Source organism: Maridesulfovibrio salinus (assembly GCF_055394525.1).
The window spans coordinates 812,108-838,889 of sequence record NZ_AP042461.1; the positions used below are offsets into that span (position 1 = coordinate 812,108).

The window sequence follows — 26,782 nt, forward strand, 5'->3', positions numbered from 1 at the left end:
ATTTTCAGATATGTCAGTAGATAGCGGTCCCCCATGGCCGGGGTTTGTTGACGCACTTTCCACGGTGCTCATGATGATGGTGTTTTTCACCCTGCTCATGGTGCTTGTGACAGGTACGTTGTCTTATATCATAGCCATAAAAGAAGTCTCTCCGGGGGCGGCATCATCAACGGAGCAGGTTGAGACTCTTGCTGCCGCCGCACAGGATCTTTCCTTTCTGAAAAAACCTTCTTCTATGGACAAGCTTGCCGAAGCCATGAACCAGAGCGCCGAACTCAAAGAAGATGAGATCATGATTGCTCCCGCTCCTCCCAGAGTGGATGTCGAAAAGCTTGAGCGTGAAAAGCAGGATCTCCTTGAAGAAAAGAAGATGCTCGAAAAGCGGGTTGCAATGGCTGAAAGTGCCGCCTGGAATGCCCATATGGAAGTTCAGGAGCTGAAGAAAAGTCAGGACCCTGAGCTGGCTTCCAAGCTTCAGGCTGCCCTTGATAAGATTAAAAAACTTGAAGCTCAGGCCGGGGAAGAAAAGAAAATTCAGACTGAGTCTGAGTATGCTCCGCCGCCTTTTGTTACTAAAATGGTTCAGGGTATTACCAACCAGCACAGGGTAATTATTCTCTATAACAAGCTTACCAGCACTCTTGAGGCCAAGACCAGAACCGACCTTCTGCAGTGGATTAAGACCAATGAAGCCCAGATAATGAGTAAAGGTCTGCTGATGACCGCGACCTTGAATCATGATGGCGTTTCTTCCAGCATGTCCAACTCCGTGTCCTTCAAGAGGCTTTACGGACTGATTAAACTGGTCAGCACCGAAGGGCGTATTCCCAAGAAAAAGATCAAGTTCCGCGCGCTTAACGATGGTGTTCCCGGGACCAACCAAGTGGTTGTAAGTGTCGGTGATACATTCACTAAATTGAGTGGCGGAAAAGATCTGCAGATATCTGTCGGTAATTAAGGTGACCCTGTTGGACCCTAAAGAAAAATCTATATCCGGTAAGGAAAAGCAGCCTCAAAAATCTGCCGGTTCAAAAGCCGGAACTTCTGTTGCTAATCAGGGCTTCAGAGAGAAAACATTTGACGGAGAAGCCGAAGCTAATGCCGCAGCCGGAATAAGAAAAAATGTTTCCAACCCCGGCAATGCTACAGGAGGGCTGGGCAACCGAAAGGATGAACCTGACTCCGGAGAGCATAAAACTGTCACGGGTGAAGCAGAAAATGGAAGCGTTGATAGTGGCGTTTCTGATTTAGGTGAAGTATCCCAACCGTCAGTGGAAGAGGCGGGAACCTCTATTGCAGCCTGCCTTAAAAAAATTGCTGACCGTTTCGGTATTATTGTCAGCGGCAATTCCCTGCAGCTTGGCAGTTCTTCTCCTTTGAATGAATACCTGCGCCTGCAGGCAGACAATATGGGTCTTGAATCATCCATAGAGCCTCTGCCTAACAAAGTTGATGAAGATCAACTCCCGATGCTGGTTCAATATGACGATGGCAGCTTTGCCGTAATTGAGGAGAAGGCCGGGCGCAGGCTGTCTATCTGGAACGGCAGGCAGGAGATAATCAGAAACCGCAAGGCAGATCTTTCCTGTTTTAGGAACTGGTCCTGTTCGCTGAAGGTGGTTTTTGAAACCGACCGTGTACCATTCTTGAGTTTCATGTGGTTTATGGGGCAGGTCAGCAGAATGTGGCCCATTTACTCGCAGGTTATTCTGGCTACGGTAATAATCCACTGTTTCACGCTAGTGGTACCGCTTCTCATGGGGATTTTTTATGACCGCATTCTGCCGAATCTGGCCGAGAATTCTCTGAGAGTACTGGTTACAGGCGCTGTCATTGTCCTGGCTTTTGATTTTATTCTGAAAAATGTTCGAACGTCCCTTGTGGAAAAAGCAGCTTTAAGGGTTGAGCAGGACGCTGAACCGCAGCTTCTCTCTCTTGTGCTGGATACCACTTTTTCAAGACTACCTTCATCGGCAGGACATCTGGCCCATGCCGTACAGGAATTCTCCCGGATCAAGTCCCTTTTCACCACTCAACTTGTTGTGGGTGTAATTGATTTCTTTTTCCTGTTTTTCTTCCTTTTTGTCATCTACCTGAACAGCGGACTGCTTTTTATCGTTCCGGGAATCACATCTTTTTTTGTCCTGATTGTGGCTATTGTTTACGGTTTTTTCATTGATGCCAATGTGTCCGCTCAGAGTACTCTCCAGTCCCGTAAGACTTCTTTTTTAAATGAAGTCTTTAACGGTGTTGAGTCCATTAAGACGACCAACGCGGCCCGTTTGTTTGTTTCCCGCTGGTCTTCGGAAGTGGAAAAATCCGGGGAAATGGCTTCAAAGTACCGTCTGGCTCAGTCCCGCTGTTCAATGACAACGGGTTTTTTCGGGCAGATGAACTCCGCCGCACTTCTTATCGTGGCATTTTTCCTGATCAAGGATGGCAGTATGAGCAGTGGTGGACTGCTGGCGACCATGGTTCTTTCCGGAAGGTGTATCGCTGTATCCGCAAGTGTTTCCAACCTGATTACATCCTATCTTTTTGCGCGCCGTTCTTTCAAGGATCTCAAAGGAATTATTGAGCTTGAAAAGGAGACCAGCGACACAAGGCAGTTTAAAATCCAGCAGCTTGGTGGTGGAGTCAGTTTTGACAGTGTTTCATTCAGGTATCAGCCGGAAGCTCCCTATGCCATAGAGAATGTCAGCTTTAAAACTGAGCCCGGTGAAAAAGTCGGAATCATCGGTCCCATGGGAAGCGGTAAAAGTACATTGCTAAAACTGATTGCCGGACTTGCTGAGCCCAGTGAAGGGATACTGATGCTGGATGGGTACAACATGGCCCATCTTAATATCGAGAGAATCAGGCAGTTTACCGGGGTCGTTCCGCAGTCTCCGGTTCTCTTTCACGGTACACTCGAATTCAACCTGCTGATGGGATCACGTACCGTGACCCAGGAGTCCCTGAGTAAGGCTCTGCGCATTTCGGGTATTGATAAATTTGTTTCAAAGCATCCGCTGGGGCTCAAGATGCCTATCCTTGAAGGCGGTAAAAACCTGTCCAGAGGACAGAGACAGGCTGTTGCCGTTGCACGGGCTCTCGTGGGTGATCCGCCGCTTCTGCTGCTGGATGAGCCGACAAGCTCCATGGATTCCGCGCAGGAAAAGATGCTCATCGACCAGATCAGGCAGACCATGTCTGATAAGTCAATATTCGTGATAACCCACAGACCGCAGATTCTTCAGGTCGTGGACAGGATTATTGTTGTGGATCAGGGACGAATAGTAGCGGACGGACCTCGTGATCCTATTCTCAAAAAACTTTCCAGCCCTGCTCCAAAGCAGGCTTAAAGGACCGCTTCATGGGCAGTTCGTGGAAAAGCAATCTGTTGTGGTCGCTGGAAAAAAGTATGGGTAATTTTTTAGTAATTATCCTGATCATTTTGTTCATTGTAGTGTTCCTTCTCTGGGCTCACTACAACAAGATAGAGAAGACGGTGCGGGCTCAGGGAGTGGTGGAAACCAATCTCACCGATAAGATTGTGGGCCATTTCGAGGGCGGAGTTGTCGAGAGGGTTTTCGTTGAGGAAGGAGATACTGTCAGGCAGGGGCAGGAGATTGTGGCTATTGCCAACAGCAATATCACTGAGAAGCGCAACAAATCCATGATCAAGATGAAGCAGTTGCAGGCCAAGCTCAGTCGTTTGCTGGCAGAAAGCAATAATACCCCGGAGGACCTGGAGAAGGGCGCCAAGACTCCCGAGGAACTCAGCGAACTGCAGTTTGCCCGCTACCGCCGTGATGCTCTTGAAGAAAAGATCAATATTCTCAAAACACAGATCCAGCAGGCCAAGGCTGCTCTTTCTTCAAGTGAGGAGCATGTGGAAAACCTTCTTGATGAACAGGAGGTTTTAAAAGAGCAGCATGACCTTCTTGAGCCAATGGTCAAGAAGGGAATCGGTTCAAGGCAGCTCCTGCTTCAGCGCAAGACAGAGCTGGCTAAAATTACCACCAGTATAGCTGAGATTTATAATAAACGGGACGAATACGCCCTGCAGATACGTGAACTCAAACAGCGTATCAATCAGGAACAGCTAGATTTCTACCGCGATATACGGGAGGAAATCAGTCTGGTCAGCTCTGAACTGAAGGCAGTGCGCGAAGAGTTGAAAGCCGCCAATGAACAGATAATTCGCAGCGTAATCCGTTCTCCTATTGACGGAACAATATATAAGCTGAGCGCCAATACTGTGGGCGGTATTGTGCGTTCCGGCGAAGCTCTGGCGGAAATTGTTCCTACTGACGCCTCAATACGTATTGAAGGTAAAGTCCAGCCCAGCGACCGAACCAAGATCTGGAATGGAATGCTGGCCAAGATAAGGCCTTCTTCCTATGAATTTTCAGATGACACAATGCTCCGGGCCAGAATCGTCAATATCTCCGCCAAGACCTATTACGATGATCTGACTCGCACATGGTATTACAGGGTGATCTTTGACACCATCAAGGAAGATGCGGACAAGGCGAAGGATTTTCTGCCGGGCATGATTGTCGAGGTCAATATTCTTTCCGGAGAGGAAAGTGTTCTTGAGTATCTGCTTTCCCCGATAACCCGTGGAATGCGTGGTGCTCTGTCCGAGCACGGGACAAGGTAAAAGGTCTGGACTGCAATCACAGATGTTCGTTTTAGCACATACAGGATTTGAATATGTGGGATAGAATCAGGAAAAAAATGAAACAGGTATTCACTTTAAAGAACCTGCTCCTTGCCGGGCTTTTGCTTGCGCTGGGGTATGGAGCTTTTTATTCTCTTGATGAACTGTGGGAAGATAATAAAAAAACAGTCCATTCGGAGCTTAAGCATTATCAGAACTCGGTAATTCAGAATGAGGCGGAGCTCCTGTCCGCACAGTTGGTGGCTTATGTTACCCGGGGAAGCGAGCTTGCCCGATCCAGAATCTTTCGCTCTGCCGTAGAAGGTTTTAACTCCCGGGACAAGAAAGAAGCGGAAGATTCACACGAGGATTTTAAAAACTTCGTCAAAGCTTCCGGGTTCATTGCCGGATATCTTTTCGAAAAGGACGGCACTTTGCTGGCAGCCTCTGTTTTGCCTGAAGTAGCTGTTCCTCCCCGTGATGAAGATTCAATAAATAAGGTCCTGAGCAGCAGAGCATCTGTTTTCAAACCGCTTAGGAACAGTGAAGGCGCACTGGTGGCAGACCTGTATCTTCCTGTGTTTCCGGCTTACGCAAAGTCAGCCGCAGTGGAGCCTGAAAGAGTTCTGGTCCTCTCTATCCCAATGAACAGCGTCTTGCGTTCATTTCTCAGCTCTCAGGATTATCTTGAGTACGACAGCCGTATCCATTTAATCCAGCAAAGAGGTGAGCAGGCGGAGGAGATTGTATTCACATATCCTGACAGATTGAAACTGCAGACGATGAAAGCCTCCTTCAAAAATATCAGTTCTGTTCCTTTCGGTATCAGGACCGGAATTGATATGGACGGCAAGGTCTATTCTTCTGCTCTGCTTATCCCGGCAATTCACTGGTGGGTGATGATTGAAACCGGAAAAGACCGGATAGATCTAATCTTTTCAGAATACAGGACCTACAGCGCTATTATCATAGGGCTTGGTTTCGGCCTTCTTGTTTTCTTTGCGCTGACTCTCCGATTCCTCAATTCCACAAGCAGACTGCATGCAAAAAGCAGCCGTCTGGAAGAGGAACTCAAGCCTCTTAAAAAACAGGCTTCATTGTTAAAAAGGGTCAGTTCGGCACTGCCCGAGCCTGTCAGTCTGAAAAAAAGTGAGACCGGAGAATATGTTTTTTGCAATCAGGCTTTTTCTGACTTTGTAAGAATAGGTGCAAACGAGATCAAAGGTTTGACCGACAGCCGTGTGTTTGACAGCGATGAAGCAGAAACTCTGGGACATGGCGATCAGATGGTGGCCATGTCGGGGTCGGAGTACACCCACGAAATGGTGATGACCCGTGGCTCGCGCAAGCTGACCATGCAGATTGAATGCGTACCCTGCAATATTTCCAGTGACGAAGAGGGGGTTCTTACAGTTTATCGGGACGTGACGGATGAAAAATCAGCGGCTACCAAAAGTATTGAAGTTCGCCAGCAGGTGATTGATGCCCTTGTAAGAGCTGTAGAAAATGTTCCGTTTCTCGATGGACACACCTCGCTTATGCGCACAATGGCCATTGAAATTGCCGAGGCCCTGCTTCTGAGCGATGCAGAGGTTGCCACGGTTGAGGCCGCAGCAATCCTCTCGCAGGTTGGTAAGACATTTGTTCCCAAGGAAATAATGGAGAAGGAAGGCAAGCTTACGCCAGAGGAAATCCTTGAGACACAGAAGTACATTGAGCATACCTGTAATATTCTGGAAGGAATCAAATTTGACCTGCCGATTACCCAGACCATCTGGCAGATGCAGGAAAATCTTGACGGAAGCGGTTACCCCAACAAACTCGAAGGCCGGGAGATTACACTGCTGGCCAGAATACTGGGGGTAACAAACACTTTCAGTGCTCTGGTTCAGAAACGTTCCTACAGAAAGGCCAAGACAGCGCATGAGGCTGTTGAAATTCTTCAGAGCATGGCTGATAAAAAATATGACAGCTCGGTGATTGATGCTCTCGGAGCGGTTATTGACACACAGGCAGGCAGGGAAATCCTTCAGGCCAATAACGTGGACTTTTAGCCGGGCTTGAAACGGGGCTTCCTCAGAAGGGCTTAAATAACAAAAAGGGTGTGTTCCTCAAGGAGCACACCCTTTATATTTTGTGGGATACACTGAAGTTCTGATTTCTCAGAGTAAGTTCAGTTTCAGTGTTGATTAAAATGTAATCCGGTATTTTTTTATCAATACCGGATTACAATTGTTAATTCGATCCGTATTTGAAATCAGCTGTTTTTGAAAGCAATACGAAAGCATGCTATGGCGCCGCCCCAGGTAATTCCCAGGCCGAACAGCATCATGATAAGTGCGCTGGTGGTCATTTTCTAACTCCTTTTAAGGAAGTTTCTGTTTACACCCGTTACATTGGCAAAACCGTAATCCCTGCGGACGCAGATAAGTGCGAATATGAGGCAGATGACCATGGTAGACCAGCCGAAAGCTATGGTGGCTTCCGTTGAATAGCCCCCATAGTTTTTAGAAAGGTCATTTATGAAGTTGGAGATCAGCATGAATCCGAGCATTGCGGGAACCATGAATCTGAGGCTGTTTATCCACAGTGCGCCAACTTTGATCTCCGAGGTCATGTTTACATGAATGCGCAGGTCATCAAGTTTGCAGAACCAGGCAACAAATATGATTTCAATGAATCCGCCGATGAGAATGCCGAAGTTGTTGATGAAATGGTCAACTATATCAAGCAGAAGAAGTCCGCTGCCTGTGGTGAAGGCAACACTGACAAGAAAACCGAGCGCACAGAATATTGTGGCTGCAATCTTGCGGGATACTTTTGTTTTATCGATAAGTGCGGAAACTACAACTTCACTTAGTGAAATCATGGAGGAGAGTCCTGCTACGCAAAGTGCAAGGAAGAACAGGGTCCCGAAGAAAACCGGCGCCGGCATCAGGTTGATAGCCGTGGGCAGGGTGATGAATGCAAGTCCGACCCCTGATCCGGCGACTTCGCTGACCGGAACTCCCTGCTGAAGAGCCATGTAGCCAAGCACACTGAAGATCATTATCCCGGAGATGATGCTGAATCCGCAGTTGATGAATACGGTCATGCAGGCGTTATTGTTTATATCCGAGTCCTTGGGCAGGTAGCTGGCGTAGGAAAGCATAATGGCAAAGCCGATTGAAAGACTGTAGAAAATCTGACCGAAGGCATCAGCCCAGACCTTGCCGTCTGCAAGTGCCCCGAAGTCCGGCTTGAAGAGCCAGTTCAGCCCTTCGGCTGCCCCCGGGAGCATGAGGCCTCTGCCGATGAAGACAAACACCAGCAGAAAAAGGACAGGCATGAAAATCTTGTTAATCCTTTCAATACCACTCCTTACACCTGTGAAAACAGCAGCATAGGTGAGAAGCCAGGCCGCAGCGGTTGCGGCGAGGATTGAATACTGAATTCCGCCCATATCCATAGGTGAGTCGGTCAGTCCGAGGAAGTCCTTGAAAAAGAATTCCTTGGGAACTTCTCCCCAGCCCTGGGACAAAGCCAGAATGAAATAGTTGATGGCCCAGGCAACGACGACCACATAGTAAGTCGTGATAATGAATGAAACCATTACCTGCCACCAGCCCAGCCATTCCCATTTTTTGGAAATAGATGCGAAAACCTTGGGGGCGGAGCCTTTAAAGCGCTGACCAAGACCGAACTCAAGAATCATGAAGGGAATACCCGCAGCCAGAAGGGCAACGAAATAAGGGATCAGAAAAGCTCCCCCTCCGTTTTCATAAACCATATATGGAAAACGCCAGATGTTTCCCAGTCCGATTGCGGAACCGACTGCGGCCATAATGAAGCCGGTGCGGGACCCCCATGTTTCTCTCTTTTGCATGTTGAAAACTCCTTGAAGATAAATCCGAAGCCGGAACTCTGTCCGAAATCGGTACGACTATATATAAATGATCGAAACAACTCCCGGTTATGAGACTGTTCCAGTCCTTGTATCTGATCAACTCATGGGGTGCTGTGCCGTTCAGGGCAATAGCAGGTATTAACTAGAGCATTAGCAGGATTTCACAGATAGGAAGGGGCGTTTTAATTAAGGCCCGGGAGTGAGGTGTTAACACCATTCAGGGTGCTAAATGATGATCAATTGCGGGAACAGAATGCGAATGCAAAACATTTATCACGATAAATGTCCAGACAAAAAATATATCATAAATTAATGATAGAGTTTTATTATGGATTGTTTTTGAGCATGTGGCTTAAAATGTGGTTAAATAATTTGAAATACGAAAATGTTTAATTGCGCTGTTATAAGTCTGGGGAGCATTCTGTACTTATTCTGAAGTTGCCAGATTTTCGGTTCGGGAGTAGGTTCCATGTCCATGACTCCCGCAATAAAAATAGCTAAGAAGAAAAAAATTAAGTTCAAAATCCATGAGTACGACCACGACCCTTCTGCCGAGGCTTACGGAAAGGAAGCTGCGGATAAGCTTGGCGTCGACCCTGACCTTGTCTACAAAACATTGGTTACTGCTGACGGAAAGAATTTATTTGTTGCAATAGTTCCTGTAATGAAACGGCTTGATCTGAAGAGCCTTGCCAAAGCAGTAGGTGTTAAAAAACTTGCAATGGCAGACATCAAAGTGGTTGAGAAAACCACCGGCTATGTCGTAGGTGGAGTTAGTCCTTTGGGGCAGAAAAAAAGATTACCGACAATAATCGATTCCTCTGCAGAAAATTATGAGACAATTTACGTCAGTGGCGGGCGCAGGGGGTTGGATATTGAGCTTTCTCCCCGGGACCTTTCTTCATTGCTTGGGGCCGGGTTTGGGCTCATATCCCGTTGATTTGCGCCTCGTTCTAAAGTTTTAGGTATAAATGTACCGCGGACTCCAGGCCTGTGCTTCGGTGCATGATTTCCCTGCTGCCTATAAATTCAGGTTGGCTATGTTCGTCCTTTCTTTTTTCTCCCTCCCGTTATTTATTAAGTTCTTTTACGTATTTTAACGGTACATATTATTATTCTGAATTTCCGGTTCATATTTTCTGCTGATGTTAATCCTCACCGGAACACTTAAACATCTTTTTACAGTTTACAAATTGACTCAGTGAGGGCTCTGAGCAAGATTGTTCCGGAAATTAGGCAATAATGTTCAAGTGTGTAACTGTACTGACACATAAGATGATCACGAGAAACAAAAAAACAATCGTTTGATTAGAAATGTGTTTTACTGAGTTGCTTTCCCGGGAAATGAAGGAACAGATAATTCTGGATTAAATTATGAATGAAAATAATAAGAATCTACTGCACGGGCCACACGATATGTCGGATAAAAAGGCCGTTGTGAGAGAAAGCTATGAGCAGTTGTCATCAAGTGAGGGATTGCACTGGAATGGGGTGGCTGTTCAGCGGGCAAGGGTATACTGCTTCGACTTAAAAGAATTTTCCACTCCGTTCCATTGTTTTTCCCTGCTGGTGGACGGCCCGTCCTCAATGGAGGTTGTGCGGGATAATAAGATACATAAGGTGACAGCCGCTCCGGGGTATATGCACATCAGGCCCGCTAATTTTAAAGTGTCCGCAAGGAGTGAAGAGCCGAGAGAGTTCGTGCAGGTAGGTCTTGATCAGTCCCGGCTGTTGAATGCCGTAAACGGTGAACCATTGAGCGATAATGTCGGTTTCCGGGCCGCACTCAGCGTCAATGATCCTCAATTGCGAGCTCTTACCGAGGCGCTTATTGCCGAAGCTGAAGCGGGAGGACCGAACGGCTCACTGTTTGTAGATTCTCTGACCACAGCACTGGCCGTTCACTATGTGACGGGCTATGCAGATATTCCGGATAAAAGGTCCGGGAAGGAGTCCGGAAGACTGTCCGCTGACCATTTGTCCAGAATTGTGGATTATATGGAGGGGCATCTTGGGGCTAATCTTACTCTGGGAGATCTGGCGGACGAAATAGGAATGAGCAAATACTATTTTTCACGGGTCTTTAAAGAAAAAACCGGCTCCACTCCCTACCAGTTTTTCCTGACCAGAAGGCTTGAAAGGGCCCGTAGAATGTTGTTGGAGGGGAAGTGGTCCATTACTGAAATTGCCCATCAGCTCAATTTTAGCGACCAGAGTCATTTCAGCAGGGTGTTCAGGAAAAAATATGGAATCAACCCCAGAGCTTACCTTGAAAAAATATCGTGATTTTTACTTTCGGTTATTTATGTTGGTAAATATTGCTTAAGAAGCAATAATTAGAGTAATTTTTAACACGAAGCAATTTTGTTCAGGTTTTCCAACAATAATATTCAAGCATTCTTTTTTTGCTGAGCGTAATTGAAAATGAAAGCTCATATCCCGATTCTAAAAATCGGGAGCAGGGAAAGCATAATGGAAGCAGATTTGTCAACGGGTTGATTCTGACATGTTTCCAAACTGTTTTCCCGGGAGCAGATGAAGGTGTCAGGAGTTTCGGTGTGAAACCAAATCAGCAAAAGAAGGTAAAATCATGAAAAAATTGGTAATGCTTGCCATCCTCACCACTTTGGTGCTCGGACTGGCCGGCACCGCATCCGCGGTTGATATTGAGGCTAAAGGAAAGTTCCAGTTCCAGATGAACCTCATGGATAACAGTGATTTTCTGGCTGCCGACAATAACGGCCAGCAGGAAGATGACCTTAACTTCTACTTTAGAGCTCGTACACAGTTCCGCTTTGTTGCAAATGAAAACCTCATGAGCGAACTGTACGTTGAATATAAAACCCGTGTGGGTGGTTCCGATTCCGATCTGAACTCTGAATCTTCCGATCGTGATCTGGGAATCAAAAGAATGTTCATTCAGTACCGCTATCCCGGTACCGAAGTAATGACTACAGCAGGTATTTTCTCTATCAACCTGCCCGGAGCAGCTGCAGGCAACATGGTTCTGGCTGATATCGATGCCGGTGCTATGGTCGTAAGCTCCCCCATCACTGATGAAGTGGGCGTATCTGTCGGTTACATCCGTGCCTATGACAAGAACTCCACTGACAGCTCAGGCTTCACCACCACCGGAATGAATTCCGCTGATGAACTTGACCTGTTCTACGCATCAGTTCCGGTAACCCTTGACGGTATCGAAGCTACCCCCTACTTCATGTACGGTCTTATCGGTAAAGATACCTACAACGGAATCTCCGGCCAGGAAGGCCTGACCGCTCCCGGTTCAACTAACTTCACTGACGATGCAACTGCATGGTGGGGCGGTACTTCCTTCACCCTGAACATGTTTGATCCCATCGTTTTCAACGCTGACTTTGTTTACGGTGCCATTGATGCAGATCAGGACCGTAACGATCGCTCCGGTTGGGGCATGGATGCCAATCTGGCTTACACCGGTCTGGATTATGTAACCCCCAAACTTCTCTTCGCCTACACCTCCGGTGAAGATGATGAAACCGATAACGGTTCCGAACGACTGGCTGTTGTAAACAATGACTGGGCATTCGGTACTTACTACTTCGGTGGTTCCGATCTTACCTCTACTGATCTGGACAGCAACCAGCAGGTAGGTTTCTGGACTCTCGGTCTTTCTTTCGAAGATATTTCCTTCTTCGACAAACTGACCCACGATGTTCACTTCCTGTACATCAGAGGTACCAACGATGCTGATCTGATCAAGAACGCTGCCCCCGGCACCCTTACCAATATCTCTGCCAACGGCATGTTTCTGACTGATGAAGATCAGGCTTTCGAAATCGACGTGAATACCAACTACCAGATCTATGATGAACTGGCTGCTATCGTCGAATTCGGCTACATCAACATGGACCTCGATGAGGACACCTGGGAAAACTACGACACCACCCGCGCCGGTGAATCCGACCCCGCACTCAAGTTTGCACTGGGTCTGGTTTATTCTTTCTAAAGAAACCCGGTTTAATCATGCCTGATACCTTTGGCCGGAGACGAAAGTCTCCGGCCTTTTCAGTTTGGAGTAACCGGGAGAGGATTCTGGTCTGTTTGTTTCAGAAAGTGTATTCTTTGCTTAAAACAGGCGGAAAAAACTATGAGAGCTATTTTGATTGTCACCTTTATTATTGTTTTCAGTTCATTTTGTAGTGCTGCAGAGTATCCTGCGTACAGTGGTCTCAGCCCGGAAATGAAGGCTTGTCTCCAGTCGCGGCTAGGGGCTGGCCTGCTAAAGAAGATTGAAAAAGGGATCACGCCCAAAAAGAACAGGCGGTGGCTTAAAGCGGATAAGATCTATGCAAAATGTCTTTTGAATGAAGGAGAGCCGATTCCTGAAGGGCTGCCTTATTATGACGGGCTATATTTTGATGCCATGAGTCAGATTGATGAAACGGTAAACATGCAAAGGGCTGTCAGGCTGGTCAGAGAGAGTGGCGTGGATTGGATTGCTTTATTTGCCCGCAGCAGAAAAAGGCTGGGTCAAAATGAAAGGGAAGTCAGGCGTCTAGCCTCTGCAAATCATGATTTAATAATAACCGGAGCACCAAAGTATTTCAGACACAAAATTGATATTGAAGACGATTATATCGAAGCAACCGTTAAAGGGATTGATAAATACGGATACCGCTTTGTGGGTGAAATTCTATATACACATGGGGATAAGAAAAGTGGAGCCTCATACCGTTCCGGTGAACGCTATACCGACCCTTCGCTGCCGGGGACGGAAAAACTTCTGACCCGGTTGTCCGGAAAGGATGTTCCTTTAATGACTCATTTCGAGGTTTATGCCCCGGAAAGAGATTTTCACCGATTTCACAAATTATATGAGCGTTGGCCGGATCAGATTTTTATAATACCGCACATGGCCTTTGGCTCTCCCGGGCAAGTTGCTGAATTTCTTGAGCGCCATCCGAATGTGTATATGACCATATCAAAGAAGGTTGTTCTTATGGATAATTTCAGGGATGACCGCAAGCTTGAAAAGACAGGGACGGCAATGATGGAGGGAATGGTTCTTAAGCCGGAATGGAAAGAAATATTGATCAGATATCAGGACAGGCTCTTGAGCGCTACTGATGCGCACATGAAAAAGCTCTGGTACGAATATCCGGTTCTGGTTTTTCTGAATCGAGTGGTGCTTGGCCAGTTACCTTCTGAAGTAGCCGAAAAGATAGCTTATAAGAACGCCCGAAGAATCTATCGTGTGGAGATAAATTAGGGTTGTATGCAGTATGGATGAGAATTTTAACCTGCAGGAGGCTGCGGGTAAGGTCTACTCTGTGTTTATGTGTCTGAAAATATAAATATGGGGACTTAACAACGTCTTAGCATTCCGTGACATTTTAATCCTGCCTAACCTCAAAATTCATCTGACTTTTCTTCAAGCCCGCTGGCATAAATTCGTTTCATCTCAAAATATAGTTTGACAATCAAATTAAATTATAGGAGAGAAGTTTGATTGCAATTTAATTTGTAAATCAAAATATATTAATTTCAAATTATGTGAGGTCCAAATGGAATTAGATTCAATTTTCTGGGTTGCCGTTCAGTCCAGCCTGTTTCTGGGACTTATTCATGGTGTCAATCCCTGCGGACATTCATGGCTGGTGCTTGCTCCCTTTGTGTACGGGGAAAAGAATGGGAAAAGGGTATTGTCATTGACTACTGCATTTATAATGGGAACGACCTTGGCATGTTTGCTCATTGGCCTTACTCTCGGGTCTATTTCCTTGACCATCCCTGAATCACTGACATACATCGTGGATATAGTCACTATGGCGATTTTGGTATTGCTTGGCGGGGTGCTGATCATTAAGCCTGAGATACTGCATAGCCATGACCACAGTCACGATCATGGGCATCATCATGAGCATAACCATGATCATTCTCATGACCACGGGCATAACGCCCATTGTTCAGGATGTGCGTGCAGCGCAAGCGGTAAAAACTCGGCTCTACGCAGTGTGACCTTCTGGGGACTGTTTTCCATCGGGTTTGTAAATATGATTGTCCCCTGCCCGACAGTAGCAATCATGTATAAGTATGCACTCGATTCGGGCAGCGTTTTCAAAGGCACGGCTGTTTTTGCCTCCTACGCTTTGGGAACTGGACTTGCCCTTGCCGCAGTAATTTATGCCATTTTCCGTGCGGCCACTTTTGTGCGTACCCTTGGGCAGGATTGGGTTGAGCCGCTTGTGATGAGAACTGCCGGATTGATGACAATCGGTTTTGCCGTATACAGCTATTCAACTTTATAATTCAGAAAGGTGAGGTCTAAGTGCTTAACAAGCTCAATCATGCCGTAATAGAATTCTATGAAAAGCTTTCTTCGTGGGAACATGACGTGGTCCGTGAGAAAGGATTGACTCTTCCACAGATGCATACCCTTGAAGTACTGGGCATTCATGAGGCTATGCGTATGAAGGAGCTGGCCCAGCGCATGGGAATCACGACCGGGACACTTACGGTTCTGGTGGATAAACTGGAAGCCAAGGGGTTTGTTGTCCGCAAACCGCATCAGACAGACCGGCGTTCGATTATGGTTGAGCTTACTGAAAAAGGTCAGGAAATGTTTGAAGAGCATGACCGTCTGCACCTCAGACTGATAGAGGAACTGACTTCGGGGTTCACGGAAGATGAGAAGGAAATATTACTCGGTTGCATTGATAAAATGAATGCTGCATTTTAAGAAAAAAAGTGACGGGTATGACTAAGCAGATCATGCCCGTTTTTTGTTGATCCGGTAAGCCAAATGATATTTTAAAACATAAGCTTATCTCATTTTGAACATGATAAGAACATCTGTGGAAAACTTTTGTAGCTTGTGGCTCGTGCCTAGTGCCGCAAGGGATGACGGCGGTCTGTCCTGAAAAAGTCTAGAAAGGGTTGACCGTGAACGGAAGTTTGTTAGACTGCTTTCAGTCGTCAGCACTTCAGGAGTTCTTTTCCGCTTTCTGAGCATTTGAAAAGAATTTGCGGGAACCCGGTTTGTTCCGGGGCGGTTCTGCCGCTGTAAAGCCAGCACCCCGGCCTGAAGCATGCCTGCCCATCGGAGGCAGGTAATTTCAAACTGACCGGAATTCGTGTTTCTGACATCTTCCGGTTTCAAAAGTCCTGCGGGAAGGCCTTCCGGGCACCCGCGCCTTAAGTACACATTCTTCAGGGATATTTGAAATCCCCGCTCAGGCAGTCGGAGATCTGTCAAGCTATACTGCGTCCTTTTGACTGGCGTGAAGGGTTGTGTACGGACAACATTCTAACAGGTAGTTAAATGCCCAAACAAATTCTCAAACGTGACGGTTGTCTCGAGTCCTGGTCCACTGAACGTATTTCAGAAGCTATTTTCAAAGCGCTTAAAGCAAGTGGAATCAAAGACCCTCTTTTAAGTAAACGTCTCGGCAGAAAGGTTGAGGAAAAGCTGGCTGAAGTCGATGTGCCGGAACAGGAAATGGTTCAGGACATGGTTCAGCTCGTACTCATGGAAAACCGCTTGTATTCCGTAGCTGAACGCTACATCATTTACCGCGAAAAGAGACGTGAACTGCGCAGACAGGACGAAACATACCTTGATATCGCAGGTACAATCGAAAGCTATCTGGACCGTTCCGACTGGCGGGTCAACGAGAACTCCAATATGGGGCACTCCTTTCAGGGGTTGATGCTGCACATGTCAGGAGCAGTTCAGGCTCGCTACTGCCTGGAAAAGTATCCTGAAGAGATCAGACTTGCCCACGAACACGGCTACTTTCATATACATGATCTTTCATTCGGTCTTGCCGGATACTGCGCAGGATGGTCCCTGCGTGATCTTCTGCTGGATGGTTTCGGGCTTAAAGGCCGCTGCTCTTCAGCGCCGGCAAAGCATTTTGATTCTGTCACCGGGCAGATGGTAAATTTCCTCGGAACACTCCAGAATGAGTGGGCAGGAGCACAGGCTTTCAACAACGTTGATACCTATCTGGCCCCCTTTATCCGCTATGACGGCCTTGATTACGAGCGGGTGAAACAGATTGTCCAGAAGCTCATCTTCAACCTGAATACCACCTCCCGCTGGGGTGGACAGAGTCCGTTTACCAACTTTACCTTTGACCTCGTTCCTCCCAAGCATATTGCTGACGAACCGGTTATCATCGGAGGTGAGTTACAGGATACCACCTACGGCGAATACCAAGAGGAAATGGAAATGATCAACCGGGCCTTCGTTGAGGTTATGCTTGAGGGCGACTCTGACGGCCGTATTTTCTCATTTCCTATCCCCACTTATAATGTAACTCCGGATTTCCCCTGGGAAAGCGAAGTCGGCGAACTTCTTCTGCAGATGACCGCAAAATACGGAGCACCTTACTTCCAGAACTTCATCAATTCCGATCTGAATCCGGAAGATGTGCGTTCCATGTGCTGCCGTCTGCAGATGGACCTGCGCGAAATCCGCAAAAAGACCGGCGGTCTTTTCGGTGCCGGCGACCTTACCGGTTCCATAGGTGTTGTTACCCTGAACCTGCCCAAGCTGGCTTACCTTGCTCAGGGCGAGGAAGACTTCCTTGATCTGATCACCGAGTATTCCACTCTGGCCAAAGATTCTCTTGAATACAAACGCAAGCTGGTTAGTGCCAACTTTGAAAACGGAATGTTTCCTTTTTCCCAGCGTTACCTCAAGAACGGCTTCAAGGGCCACTTCTCCACTATCGGTCTGATCGGCGGTAACGAGGCATGCCACAACCTGCTTGGCAAAGGCATTGATACCCCTTCAGGTTCCAGACTCATGCAGCGTGTTCTTCACCACCTGCGTGATCTTACCGTCGAGTTTCAGGAAGAGACCGGAAACCTTTTCAACCTCGAAGCCACACCGGGTGAAGGAACCTGCTATCGCCTCGCGAAGATCGACAAGAATCTTTATGCCGATATCTACAGTTCCGGTGACAGTGTCCCTTACTACACCAACTCCACCCTTCTGCCTGTTGGATCGACTGAAGATGTTGTTTACGCTCTTGAGCATCAGAACGATCTGCAGACTCTCTACAACGGCGGCACAGTATTCCACACTTTCCTCGGTGAAGCTGTCCCCGACACCACCGCGTTGAAGAACTTCATCGTCAAAGCCATGACTAACACCAAGATTCCTTATATCTCGGTGACTCCGACTTTCTCTGTCTGCGAGGACCACGGCTATATCTACGGTGAGCACTTTGACTGCCCCGAGTGCGGCAAGGAAGCTGAGGTCTATACCAGAATTGTAGGTTACTACCGTCCTGTAAACCGCTGGAACAAGGGTAAGCAGGAAGAGTACCGCGAAAGAACCGAGTACAGCTACAATTCATGCTCCTGCGACAGGTAGTTCCGGACCTGATTTGATCAGGACCAGTTACATATCTTTGAAAGTAGACAGGCCCGGAGGATCAATCCTCCGGGCCTGTTGTTTCTGGAGGACTGTCCTTCCGGGTTGAACTTGCTTTAGGTGAGTTCCGGATGTAGATTCACAGGTAATGCTAACCCGTAACAAAAAAAGACTATGATATTATCCGCCAGCCAGTTGCGCGCTTTGCGCCAGAGAAATGATGAGGAGTTACGCAAGGGTAATTTTGCCAAACATGGCTATCCGGCGAACACTATTCAGGACCTTCTCCACACCATTGAAGCCTTGAAGAGCGAGAAAAAAAAGTGGAAGAAGGTGGCGCAGGAGCGCGGAGAGGTGTTGAACAGAATGTCAGGGTTGTTGGAAGATTATAATAAATCAAAATAGATAATCTATAATGGTTCAAAAGACCCCGCTCTGTAAGTACAGAGCGGGGTCTTTTGATTTTTGATTCTATTTATATATGTAAATTGTAAAGCAGTGATTGATCACTAAGACTTCAAACTGGATATCTTCATTGCGTATTATATAATTGAATTATAAATTCGCATTCCATTTACTAAAATAATACAAAATAAATAAAGAATTGTTATAGCGGAGTCACTGATTCTGGCATGTCTAATTATTTTTGTAATAGTTAAATTGGGGCGAAGTTGTGAAATTTAAAAGTATCAACACCAGTCTGGCAATACTGATTGCAGCTGTTGTATCTGTTTCTGTGGTGTGTTTCGTCATTGTGGTCAGCACAATGACCAATTCAGCTGTTCTCAAAATTCAGGAACAGAACATGGCCGTTCTGAACAATAAAATTGTTAACGATGTGGAACAATTCTTGGATTTTACCAGAACTGATCTTCTCGACTACGCAAGCAGTCATGATGTTCAGAGGGCTTTTAAGGATAAAGCGGTTGCTGATGAACTGGCAAAACAGCTTGGGGCAAAGCTCAGGATTAACAAAAAGATAACAACTCTGGCAGCTTTTGACCGAAACGGAAAAGTCGTTTTCGGCGTGCAGGCGGACGGCTCATCTGCTGCGGGGGCGGACCTGAGTTCCCGCAAGTATGTGAAGCAGATATTGAATGGCAGAGATTTTGCCGTATCTGAAATATTGAAATCTGTCCTTACCGGCAGGTTGATCGTAGTTATGGCGGTGCCGGTGCGGGACAGTCAGGGAAATTTGTTGGGCGGATTTTTCGAATCTGTAGATTGGCAGCACTACGCAATGTCCATGATCGGCGATATCAGCATAGGGGATGACGGATACGCCTATATAATAGACGGTTCCGGGAGGCTGATTGCCCACAAGGTCGATCAGAGTATTGTTTTGAAAGATCTGTCGGGTCTGGACTTTATCAAGCACAGCCTTGCTTCCCCAAAAGGTAAAACAGCCTATACTTGGGAAGGAAGGGATAAAATTCAATTTTTCCAGAGAGTGCCCTCAACCGGATGGGTGGTTTGCATGTCTGCATACGATTCGGATCTTACACGTGCTTCCACTGAACAGCGCAATATACTCATAGGAATGGGGCTGTTGATGATTCTGGTACTGGTTGGAGCAATCGTTGTAACCATTCGCAGGCAGGTGACTGGCCCAATGGCTCATATGAGAGACTTTACCAGTGAAATCGCCAGTGGAAATTTCAAGGCTGAACTAAAAGGCCGTTACGTATGTGAGCTTAAAGAACTGGCAGACAATATTTCTGAAATGGTGGATGAGCTCAAGAACAAACTCGGTTTCTCTGAGGGGGTTCTCAATGGTATTTCTATTCCCTGCGTTGTCGCAGATGCAGATGAGAAATCTCTTTTCATGAATCAGGAACTGCTTGATCTGCTGGGTAAACCGGGAGTTCCTGAAGAGTATCTCGGGCGTACGGTAGGGGATATAGTCTATAGTGAGCCTTCTCGTAGAACTGTTGCGGGAAAGGCCATGAATGAAAAGTCGGCCCAGAGGAATATAGAAGTGGATCTGCCTATATCTGGTAATCGGGTTCGAAATACTCTGGTTAATGCTTCCCCACTTTATGATCTGGATAATCAGATGCTAGGGGCATTTATCATGATCACCGACATGACCGAAATTCGTGAGCAGCAGCGCAGAATTGAGGAAAACAACATCATGATTTCCGAGGCTGCGGCCAGTGCTACCGAAGTTTCCAATCAGGTTACCAGTTTCTCAGAGGCTCTTGCAGCACAGGTTGAACAATCCAGCCGTGGAGCGGAAGAGCAGTCCATGATGGCCAGCGAAGCCGCAACGGCAATGGATGAAATGAATTCCACAGTATTTGAAGTAGCCCGCAATGCTTCAACCGCTGCCGACCTTGCCCATGATTCGCAGTTAAAGGCCGGTGAAGGGGAAAAGATGGTAGCGAAAGCAGTGGAAACCATATCCCAGATTCGTTCACGTTCAGAGCAGATGCAAAGTGACATGGCGGAATTGGGTAAGCAGGCTGAAGGAATAGGCAATATCATGGATGTAATCAGTGATATCGCTGACCAGACAAATCTGCTGGCTTTAAACGCGGCAATTGAAGCGGCCCGGGCAGGGGATGCCGGACGTGGGTTTGCCGTGGTCGCTGACGAAGTCCGTAAACTTGCTGAAAAAACCATGACTGCCACAAATGAAGTCGGTGAGTACATTACGACCATTCAGAACAGTGCCCGTACCAATATCGCAAATACTGAAGATTCCACCAGAGCTATCAATGATGTTACGGATATGATCAACCAGTCCGGTGATGTGTTAAAGGAAATAGTAAAAAGCATTTCCGAAACAAGTGATCAGGTCCGTTCCATAGCTACGGCTTCTGAAGAGCAGTCTGCCGCCAGTGAGCAGATAAGCCGCTCCACCGGGCAGATAAATTCTATAGCGAGTGAAACTTCTCAGGCCATGAATGAGTCTGCCGAGGCTGTAGGTAAAATGGCAGATCTTGCACAGCAGCTGGATACTATCATCGCACGGATGCAGGGATAATAATATCTCCAAATCCTGACTACTATTGTTTGCAAGCAGGCTGGGGCTGTCTTTCAGGGCGGTCCCAGCCTGCTGATACTGAGCTTTCTCTGCTTATGGTTTAGTTTCGATTGATTATGCTGGCGGCTTCTGGCCTTTTATCAACGGTTTGATGATTTTATATTTTGCTTAGTGTTAGACCTTGCCACTTCTATTCCAAAACTCTTCCGATCTTTAAAGTCCATCTTTCCTGCTATCTCCATTGGTCTTCTGTGCTTTCATTCGCGAATGCACTGCGGTCTGTTTGTGTGTGGTCGATTACTAGATACTAAGGTTGCTCAATTATAATAATTGAGTGGGAGTTAGTATGCTATCTGAATTTTCTAATAATAGGTGGATAGTCTATCTTAGGGAGGGTCGATTAAAATAATCGCAGGAGAGAAGGGAAGTGTTGGTTAAAAGTATCAATTCAAGAATTGCAATACTCATTGCTGTAATCGTGTTTTTCTGTATTGCAGGATTTATTGTTGTGGTCAGCAGTATGACCAATAGTGCCATATTCAGGATTCAGAAGCAGAATATGGAGGTCTTGAACGGGAAGCTTGTTCACGAAACAGACAGGTTTCTTGATTTATCCATTAGGGAGTTGAAAGCCTTTGCAAACAGCAAAGAGTTCAAAAGAGCTTATTTTGATACCTACTCCCGTAGTGAGGTCGCTAATTCTCTTGGAATCAGCATCGCCGAACACGGCGGAATTACTGCAATAGCAGCTTTTGATAAAAAAGGTAAAATTGTCTTCGGCAAAGATAAAGCCGGTCGGGATTTGAGCGGAATGAATGTCAGCAGCAGAGGGTATGTCTCCGAGGTACTGGGAGGCAGCAATCTCGCTATGTCGGGGATTCTTGAAGCTAAAAATGGAGACGGCCACTCCATGATGATGGCGGTTCCTGTTAAGGACCCTACCGGAAAGCCTTTCGGGGGTGTTTTCATAGCTTTGGACTGGGATAAATATTCCAGTGAACTTATTGGAGACATAGCCATAGGCAAAACGGGATATGCCTATATCATGAATTCAGAAGGTGTTGTTATTGCTCATAAAATGAATACCGCACTTATCGGGAAGGATATTTCTTCACATGAATTTGTCAGAGAGTCCATAGCCCGTCATAAGGGTTTTGTTTCTTACAAGTGGGATGGGCAGGATAAAGTTCAGTACTTTCAGACTGTACCAAGAACCGGGTGGATTGTATGCATGACCGCCTATGAATCTGATCTTACCAGCGCAGCTGCAGAACAGAGAAACATACTTGTAGGGATGGGAATCTGTATGATTCTGGTTCTGGTCGGTATAATTGTATTTACTATCCGTCGCCAGATTATTGTCCCCATATCCGGGATCAAAGATTATACCGCCGAAATCGCGCACGGTAATTTAAAGGCGGAGCTTAACGGCAGGTTCAGTTGTGAGTTGAATGATCTGGCCGAGAATATCAGATTTATGGTTGAAGAACTTAAGAACAAGCTTGGTTTTTCAGAAGGAGTGTTGAACGGTTTGGTTCTTCCCTGTGCCATCGTTGGTCCTGATAACAATATGCTCTGGGTTAATACACATATGTGCAAACTCATCGAGCGTCAGATCAGTCCTGAGAAAGTTGTGGGAATGAATCCCGGAAAGTTCTTTTTTAATGATAGTAATAAGGAGACTCTTTCCCAGATAGCTCTCCGAGAACAGCGTCAGATCAGAAAAGAAACTGAATACAGGACCGAGTCTGGAACTTTAAAGCATATCTCCGTATCAACAACTCCCTTTTATGACATGGACGGCGAATTACTCGGCTCAGTGGCCTTGTGGTTTGACATGACCGAAGTACGGCAGCAGCAGCAGCAGATTGAGGAAAAGAATGTCATGATTTCCGAGGCCGCGGCCAGCGCAACTGAAGTTTCCAGTCAGGTTTCGAGTTTTTCGGAAGCGCTTGCAGCTCAAGTGGAGCAGTCCAGCCGTGGAGCGGAGGAGCAGTCCATGATGGCCAGTGAAGCCGCAACCGCTATGGATGAAATGAATTCAACAGTGTTTGAGGTTGCCCGCAATGCATCAACGGCTGCAGATCTAGCTTATGAGTCCAAAGTGAAAGCCGGCGAAGGCGAAAAAATGGTAGCGAAAGCGGTTGAAACCATTTCGCTGGTCCGCGAACAGTCAGAGCAGATGCAGAAGGATATGTCCGAGCTGGGGCTTCAGGCTGAAGGCATCGGTAGCATCATGGGCGTTATCAGTGATATCGCCGACCAGACTAACCTCCTTGCGTTGAATGCGGCCATTGAGGCGGCCCGGGCTGGTGATGCGGGTCGTGGTTTTGCCGTGGTTGCGGATGAAGTCCGTAAACTTGCTGAAAAGACCATGACCGCTACAAATGAAGTCGGTGAGTATATAACGACTATTCAGAACAGTGCCCGGACCAATATAGACAACACACAAAAGTCAACTCAGGCTATTAATGATGTCACCGATCTGATCAATCAGTCCGGGGATGTATTAAAAGAGATAGTTGAGAGTGTGTCGGAAACCAGTGATCAGGTCCGCTCAATTGCTACGGCTTCTGAAGAGCAGTCTGCCGCCAGTGAGCAGATAAGCCGTTCTGCAGGACAGATTAATTCTATAGCGAGTGAGACTTCACAGGCCATGAATGAATCCTCTGAGGCAGTAGGAAAAATGTCCGAACTTGCTCAGGAACTGAACCGGATAATCGCACGTATGCAGGGATAGAGTGAAGTTTGTTGTTTGGAAATCTGCCTGGAGTATCCGGGGTCGCCTGATTATTAGGTCATAGAGACCTGTAGAAAGAAGCAAAAAATCCCCCCGGTCGGGCATCTGACCGGGGGGATTTCTTTTTGTACTATGACTTAGGTCTTATAGAATCCACCAGATAGCGGCGAGTCCTGTTAGTGACATTGTGATAGTGTAGGGGAAGGCCAGCTTAACCATTTCGCCGTAGGAAAGTCTGATGACAGGCGCAATGGCGGAGGTAAGCAGGAACAGGAATGCAGCCTGACCGTTAGGAGTTGCAACACTGGGGATGTTGGTACCGGTGTTGATGGCAACTGCGAGCAGGTCGAACTGTGCCTGATCAATAACGCCGTTCTGGAATGCCTGCTGGGTTTCGGATATGTAAACGGTTGCAACGAACACGTTATCCGAAATCATGGAAAGCACACCGTTGGCAACATAGTAGGCCGCCAGCTGGACTTTACCTTCAAGAGTGAGAACATACTCAATTATCGGGGTAAAGAGATGCTGGGAGTGAATGACAGCAACGATTGCGAAGAAAACAACCAGAAGTGCGGTGAAAGGCAGAGCTTCTTCAAACGCATGCCCGATACGGTGTTCTTCAGTCACGCCGTTAAGAGCGGTAAGCAGAACGATAACAGCAAGACCGATCAGACCAACTTCCGCAATGTGCAGCGCAAGAGCCAGAACAAGAAAAACCGCAGCACAGGCTTGGATGAACAGGGAGGCTTTTTTCTTGAGACTCATTTCTTCGTCGTTCTTGCGATCTTCCTCTTCAAGAATTTCACGAACATTCTGTGGCAGTTCAAACCCGTAGCCGAAGATTTTGGTTACTTCAAGCATAACGCAGGTCAGCATACCCACAACAAATACAGGCATGGAAACGGGGGCAACTTCCATAAAGAACTTGATAAAATCCCAGTTCATGATGTGACCGATGAGCAGGTTCTGCGGCTCACCGACGATGGTGCAGACACCACCCAGAGCTGTACCTACAGCTCCATGCATGAGCAGGTTTCTGAGGAAACCGCGGAATTCTGCAAGATGGTCGACACATTCTCCACGCAGCATTGAGTCATCTGACAGAGAACATTTACCGGATGATGCGAAGCGGTGGTAGATTCCGTAGAATCCATAGGCCACTGCGATGATAACAGCGGTAACTGTAAGCGCATCAAGAAACGCAGACAGGAAAGCACCTGCAAAGCAGAACAGCAAAGAGATGACTATCTTGGATTTGATTTTGGTCAGGATCTTCGTAAAAACATACTGCAGCATGTCTTTCATGAAGTAGATACCTGCGACCATGAACATCAAGAGCAGGATTACCGGGAAGTTATGAAGTGTTTCATCATAAACTGCCTGCGGTGTAGTCATTCCGAGAGCTACAGCCTCGATCGCGAGAAGTCCGCCTGCGGGAAGCGGATAGCATTTAAGCGCCATGGCCAGGGTGAAGATAAACTCACCTATCAGTACCCAGCCTGTGATGAACGGTCCTGCCACTGCGAGCAGGACGGGGTTGAGCACGAGAAATCCGATAATGGTAAGTTTGTACCAGTCGGGAGAATTACCTAAAAGGTTCTTCTGTAGTGCCTGTGACATTGTTTTGGGCACGGGGTTACTCCTTTTGCCGTTTTGTTGGAGCCTGCATAAGGGAAATCCAGTTGATCACTAGACAATACTAGAGATCACTGGGCTCCAACGGGTCGATTGACAGTTCCGGGTAGAGTCCTTGCAATTCACCTTCGGGATAAGGCTGAAGGATATTGAAGGAAATGTCCTGGGTTTGCTGGGCATGTCCTGCGGTTTCGTCAGAACCGTCCCAGAAGGCACCGTTGCATTCGAGAATATGTTCAATGCGGTGCCTGAAACCATCTACAAATTTAGCTCCGATACCTTCAAAGGTCATGTTTCCAAGTCGGAACTGGCCTTTGAGTGCAGCGAAGTCAGAGAGAGGAATCGAGTGCATTTCGAGATCTTCTTGTTTGCTGATGTAGCCCCAAACAAGAGAATTGTCAGGTATTTTAATGGGCTCTTCGGCGTCGATTATAGTGTGAGGCATTATAATTGAACCGGCACCGATTTGTATTTTGCAGCCCTCCTTACCATTTAAAAAGGAGTTGAAGCCTACAAAGACCTGCTTGCCGAGATGGCAGTGAATGACTTTGCCGCCATGTGCGGTTACGTCATCGCCTTCGTAGACAGAGTTAATGATGTAACAGTTTTCCTGGGCGTTTGCCCCGGGGCCGAGATCGGAATTTTCGATATAGGCCCGCTGCGCCACAAGAACGTTTTTATCCACCTTGCATTCGCCCTTGTAGACTGCATAGGGGCTTACGGAAGCTCCCTCAGGCACTTGGACAAGGAGCTCAGGTTTGACGGAAGAGTAGATGGGCACGAAGTCTTCTTTGCGTTCATCAAAGAAGTCCATGAGTATCCCTTTCGGTCTGCTGTCTTCCATGCGAATATATTTTTCAATGATTTCTTCCGGGTACTGATAGTTGAACTCAAAAGCTCCATCAGCTTTTACCCAGATTCTTCCTGCTTTGATGCGTTTGTGGGAGAGTTCCCCGGCCTGAACGTAGGAGTATGCTCCTACCGCGCAGTCGTGGCAGATGGAGAGGTCTACCGATGCAAACGGCTCAAGAAAGCAACCTTCTACGGAAGTTCCGTGGATGTTGGCATAGTGCAGGGATACAGTGTTTGAGATTTTAAATGATTCAAGGTTCTCAGGGTCGTGGGAGTTGTTGTGGACCAGGGTCTTCATGAGGAAGCTGTCCCTGATTTTGATGACTTCGTCATCCCTGAGTTTGATTTTCTGTCCCTTGCACTCAACAACACTGCCTTTTCTTTTGAGCTCGTCACCACGGATATCACTCTTGTAAAGAATGGAGTGGTTTACTTTGCATTTTCCTAGGAAGTATGTTCCGCCGATGCTTGAGTGGCGGAAGTTGAACATAAGAGGGTGCGTGTTGGTAAGAGCGTAGAACGCGTAGTAGAGCGCGAAACTGTCTTTGGGGATAAGGTCCTTGATGTAAGGCCCTACATCTACAAGAGGTTCTCGCAGGTTGATGTTTACACGGCTGACAACATGGTCAATCAATCTGTCCAGCTGTTTCATAAAATCCTTC

Annotated in this window: 18 protein-coding genes; 14 read left to right on the forward strand and 4 right to left on the reverse strand. The window is 47.0% G+C overall.

Features of this window, described 5'->3' with window-relative positions:
• The first annotated feature begins 10 nt into the window (after window positions 1–10).
• The 4 genes from ACZ5PW_RS03595 (at window position 11) to ACZ5PW_RS03610 (ending at window position 6,702) form a co-directional block, all read left to right on the forward strand.
• Complete coding sequence (locus ACZ5PW_RS03595; protein ID WP_464558043.1) at window positions 11–958, forward strand: hypothetical protein; 948 nt, start codon at window positions 11–13, stop codon at window positions 956–958.
• A gap of 10 nt (window positions 959–968) precedes the next feature.
• Window positions 969–3,344 (forward strand): ATP-binding cassette domain-containing protein, encoded by a 2,376-nt coding sequence (locus ACZ5PW_RS03600; RefSeq protein ID WP_464558044.1) that lies wholly within the window; start codon window positions 969–971, stop codon window positions 3,342–3,344.
• 59 nt (window positions 3,345–3,403) lie between these two features.
• The gene (locus ACZ5PW_RS03605) at window positions 3,404–4,648 is read left to right on the forward strand and encodes an HlyD family type I secretion periplasmic adaptor subunit (protein WP_464558045.1); all 1,245 of its coding nucleotides are present in this window, start codon (window positions 3,404–3,406) and stop codon (window positions 4,646–4,648) included.
• 77 nt (window positions 4,649–4,725) lie between these two features.
• Entirely contained in the window at window positions 4,726–6,702 is a 1,977-nt protein-coding gene (locus ACZ5PW_RS03610) for an HD domain-containing phosphohydrolase (protein WP_464558046.1), read from the forward strand.
• Between the two features lie 203 nt (window positions 6,703–6,905).
• Here ACZ5PW_RS03610 and ACZ5PW_RS03615 read toward each other — a convergent pair whose 3' ends face one another.
• Both ACZ5PW_RS03615 and ACZ5PW_RS03620 read right to left on the reverse strand, forming a co-directional pair.
• Window positions 6,906–7,001: a MetS family NSS transporter small subunit gene (locus ACZ5PW_RS03615; RefSeq protein ID WP_464558047.1), complete on the reverse strand. Its 96-nt coding sequence runs from the start codon at window positions 6,999–7,001 to the stop codon at window positions 6,906–6,908.
• A gap of 3 nt (window positions 7,002–7,004) precedes the next feature.
• Window positions 7,005–8,513: a sodium-dependent transporter gene (locus ACZ5PW_RS03620; RefSeq protein ID WP_464558048.1), complete on the reverse strand. Its 1,509-nt coding sequence runs from the start codon at window positions 8,511–8,513 to the stop codon at window positions 7,005–7,007.
• 490 nt (window positions 8,514–9,003) lie between these two features.
• Between ACZ5PW_RS03620 and ybaK the strand changes: the two genes are divergently transcribed.
• The 10 genes from ybaK to ACZ5PW_RS03670 all read left to right on the forward strand — a co-directional run bounded on the left by ybaK (window position 9,004) and on the right by ACZ5PW_RS03670 (window position 23,630).
• Window positions 9,004–9,474: a Cys-tRNA(Pro) deacylase gene (ybaK, locus tag ACZ5PW_RS03625; RefSeq protein WP_464558049.1), complete on the forward strand. Its 471-nt coding sequence runs from the start codon at window positions 9,004–9,006 to the stop codon at window positions 9,472–9,474.
• A gap of 434 nt (window positions 9,475–9,908) precedes the next feature.
• Complete coding sequence (locus ACZ5PW_RS03630) at window positions 9,909–10,820, forward strand: AraC family transcriptional regulator (RefSeq protein WP_464558050.1); 912 nt, start codon at window positions 9,909–9,911, stop codon at window positions 10,818–10,820.
• A gap of 304 nt (window positions 10,821–11,124) precedes the next feature.
• Entirely contained in the window at window positions 11,125–12,522 is a 1,398-nt protein-coding gene (locus ACZ5PW_RS03635; RefSeq protein WP_464558051.1) for an outer membrane homotrimeric porin, read from the forward strand.
• Window positions 12,523–12,663: 141 nt separating this feature from the next.
• Entirely contained in the window at window positions 12,664–13,785 is a 1,122-nt protein-coding gene (locus ACZ5PW_RS03640; protein WP_464558052.1) for an amidohydrolase family protein, read from the forward strand.
• Window positions 13,786–14,080: 295 nt separating this feature from the next.
• Complete coding sequence (locus ACZ5PW_RS03645) at window positions 14,081–14,824, forward strand: urease accessory protein UreH domain-containing protein (protein ID WP_464558053.1); 744 nt, start codon at window positions 14,081–14,083, stop codon at window positions 14,822–14,824.
• Between the two features lie 20 nt (window positions 14,825–14,844).
• Window positions 14,845–15,255 (forward strand): MarR family winged helix-turn-helix transcriptional regulator, encoded by a 411-nt coding sequence (locus ACZ5PW_RS03650; protein WP_464558054.1) that lies wholly within the window; start codon window positions 14,845–14,847, stop codon window positions 15,253–15,255.
• A 582-nt stretch (window positions 15,256–15,837) separates the two neighbouring features.
• Window positions 15,838–17,901, forward strand: coding sequence for a ribonucleoside triphosphate reductase (locus ACZ5PW_RS03655; RefSeq protein ID WP_464558055.1), 2,064 nt, complete (start codon window positions 15,838–15,840; stop codon window positions 17,899–17,901).
• Window positions 17,902–18,075: 174 nt separating this feature from the next.
• The gene (locus ACZ5PW_RS03660; protein WP_464558056.1) at window positions 18,076–18,306 is read left to right on the forward strand and encodes a hypothetical protein; all 231 of its coding nucleotides are present in this window, start codon (window positions 18,076–18,078) and stop codon (window positions 18,304–18,306) included.
• Between the two features lie 268 nt (window positions 18,307–18,574).
• Window positions 18,575–20,890 carry a methyl-accepting chemotaxis protein gene (locus ACZ5PW_RS03665; RefSeq protein ID WP_464558057.1) on the forward strand — a complete coding sequence of 772 codons (2,316 nt, stop codon included), beginning with the start codon at window positions 18,575–18,577 and terminating at the stop codon, window positions 20,888–20,890.
• Between the two features lie 427 nt (window positions 20,891–21,317).
• Window positions 21,318–23,630: a methyl-accepting chemotaxis protein gene (locus tag ACZ5PW_RS03670; RefSeq protein ID WP_464558058.1), complete on the forward strand. Its 2,313-nt coding sequence runs from the start codon at window positions 21,318–21,320 to the stop codon at window positions 23,628–23,630.
• 144 nt (window positions 23,631–23,774) lie between these two features.
• On the opposite strand, the gene nhaB is transcribed toward ACZ5PW_RS03670, so the two are convergent.
• Together nhaB and ACZ5PW_RS03680 are read right to left on the reverse strand one after the other, a co-directional pair.
• The gene (gene nhaB, locus ACZ5PW_RS03675) at window positions 23,775–25,265 is read right to left on the reverse strand and encodes a sodium/proton antiporter NhaB (protein ID WP_464558059.1); all 1,491 of its coding nucleotides are present in this window, start codon (window positions 25,263–25,265) and stop codon (window positions 23,775–23,777) included.
• A gap of 67 nt (window positions 25,266–25,332) precedes the next feature.
• Window positions 25,333–26,772 carry a transferase gene (locus tag ACZ5PW_RS03680; protein WP_464558060.1) on the reverse strand — a complete coding sequence of 480 codons (1,440 nt, stop codon included), beginning with the start codon at window positions 26,770–26,772 and terminating at the stop codon, window positions 25,333–25,335.
• Window positions 26,773–26,782 lie beyond the last annotated feature (10 nt).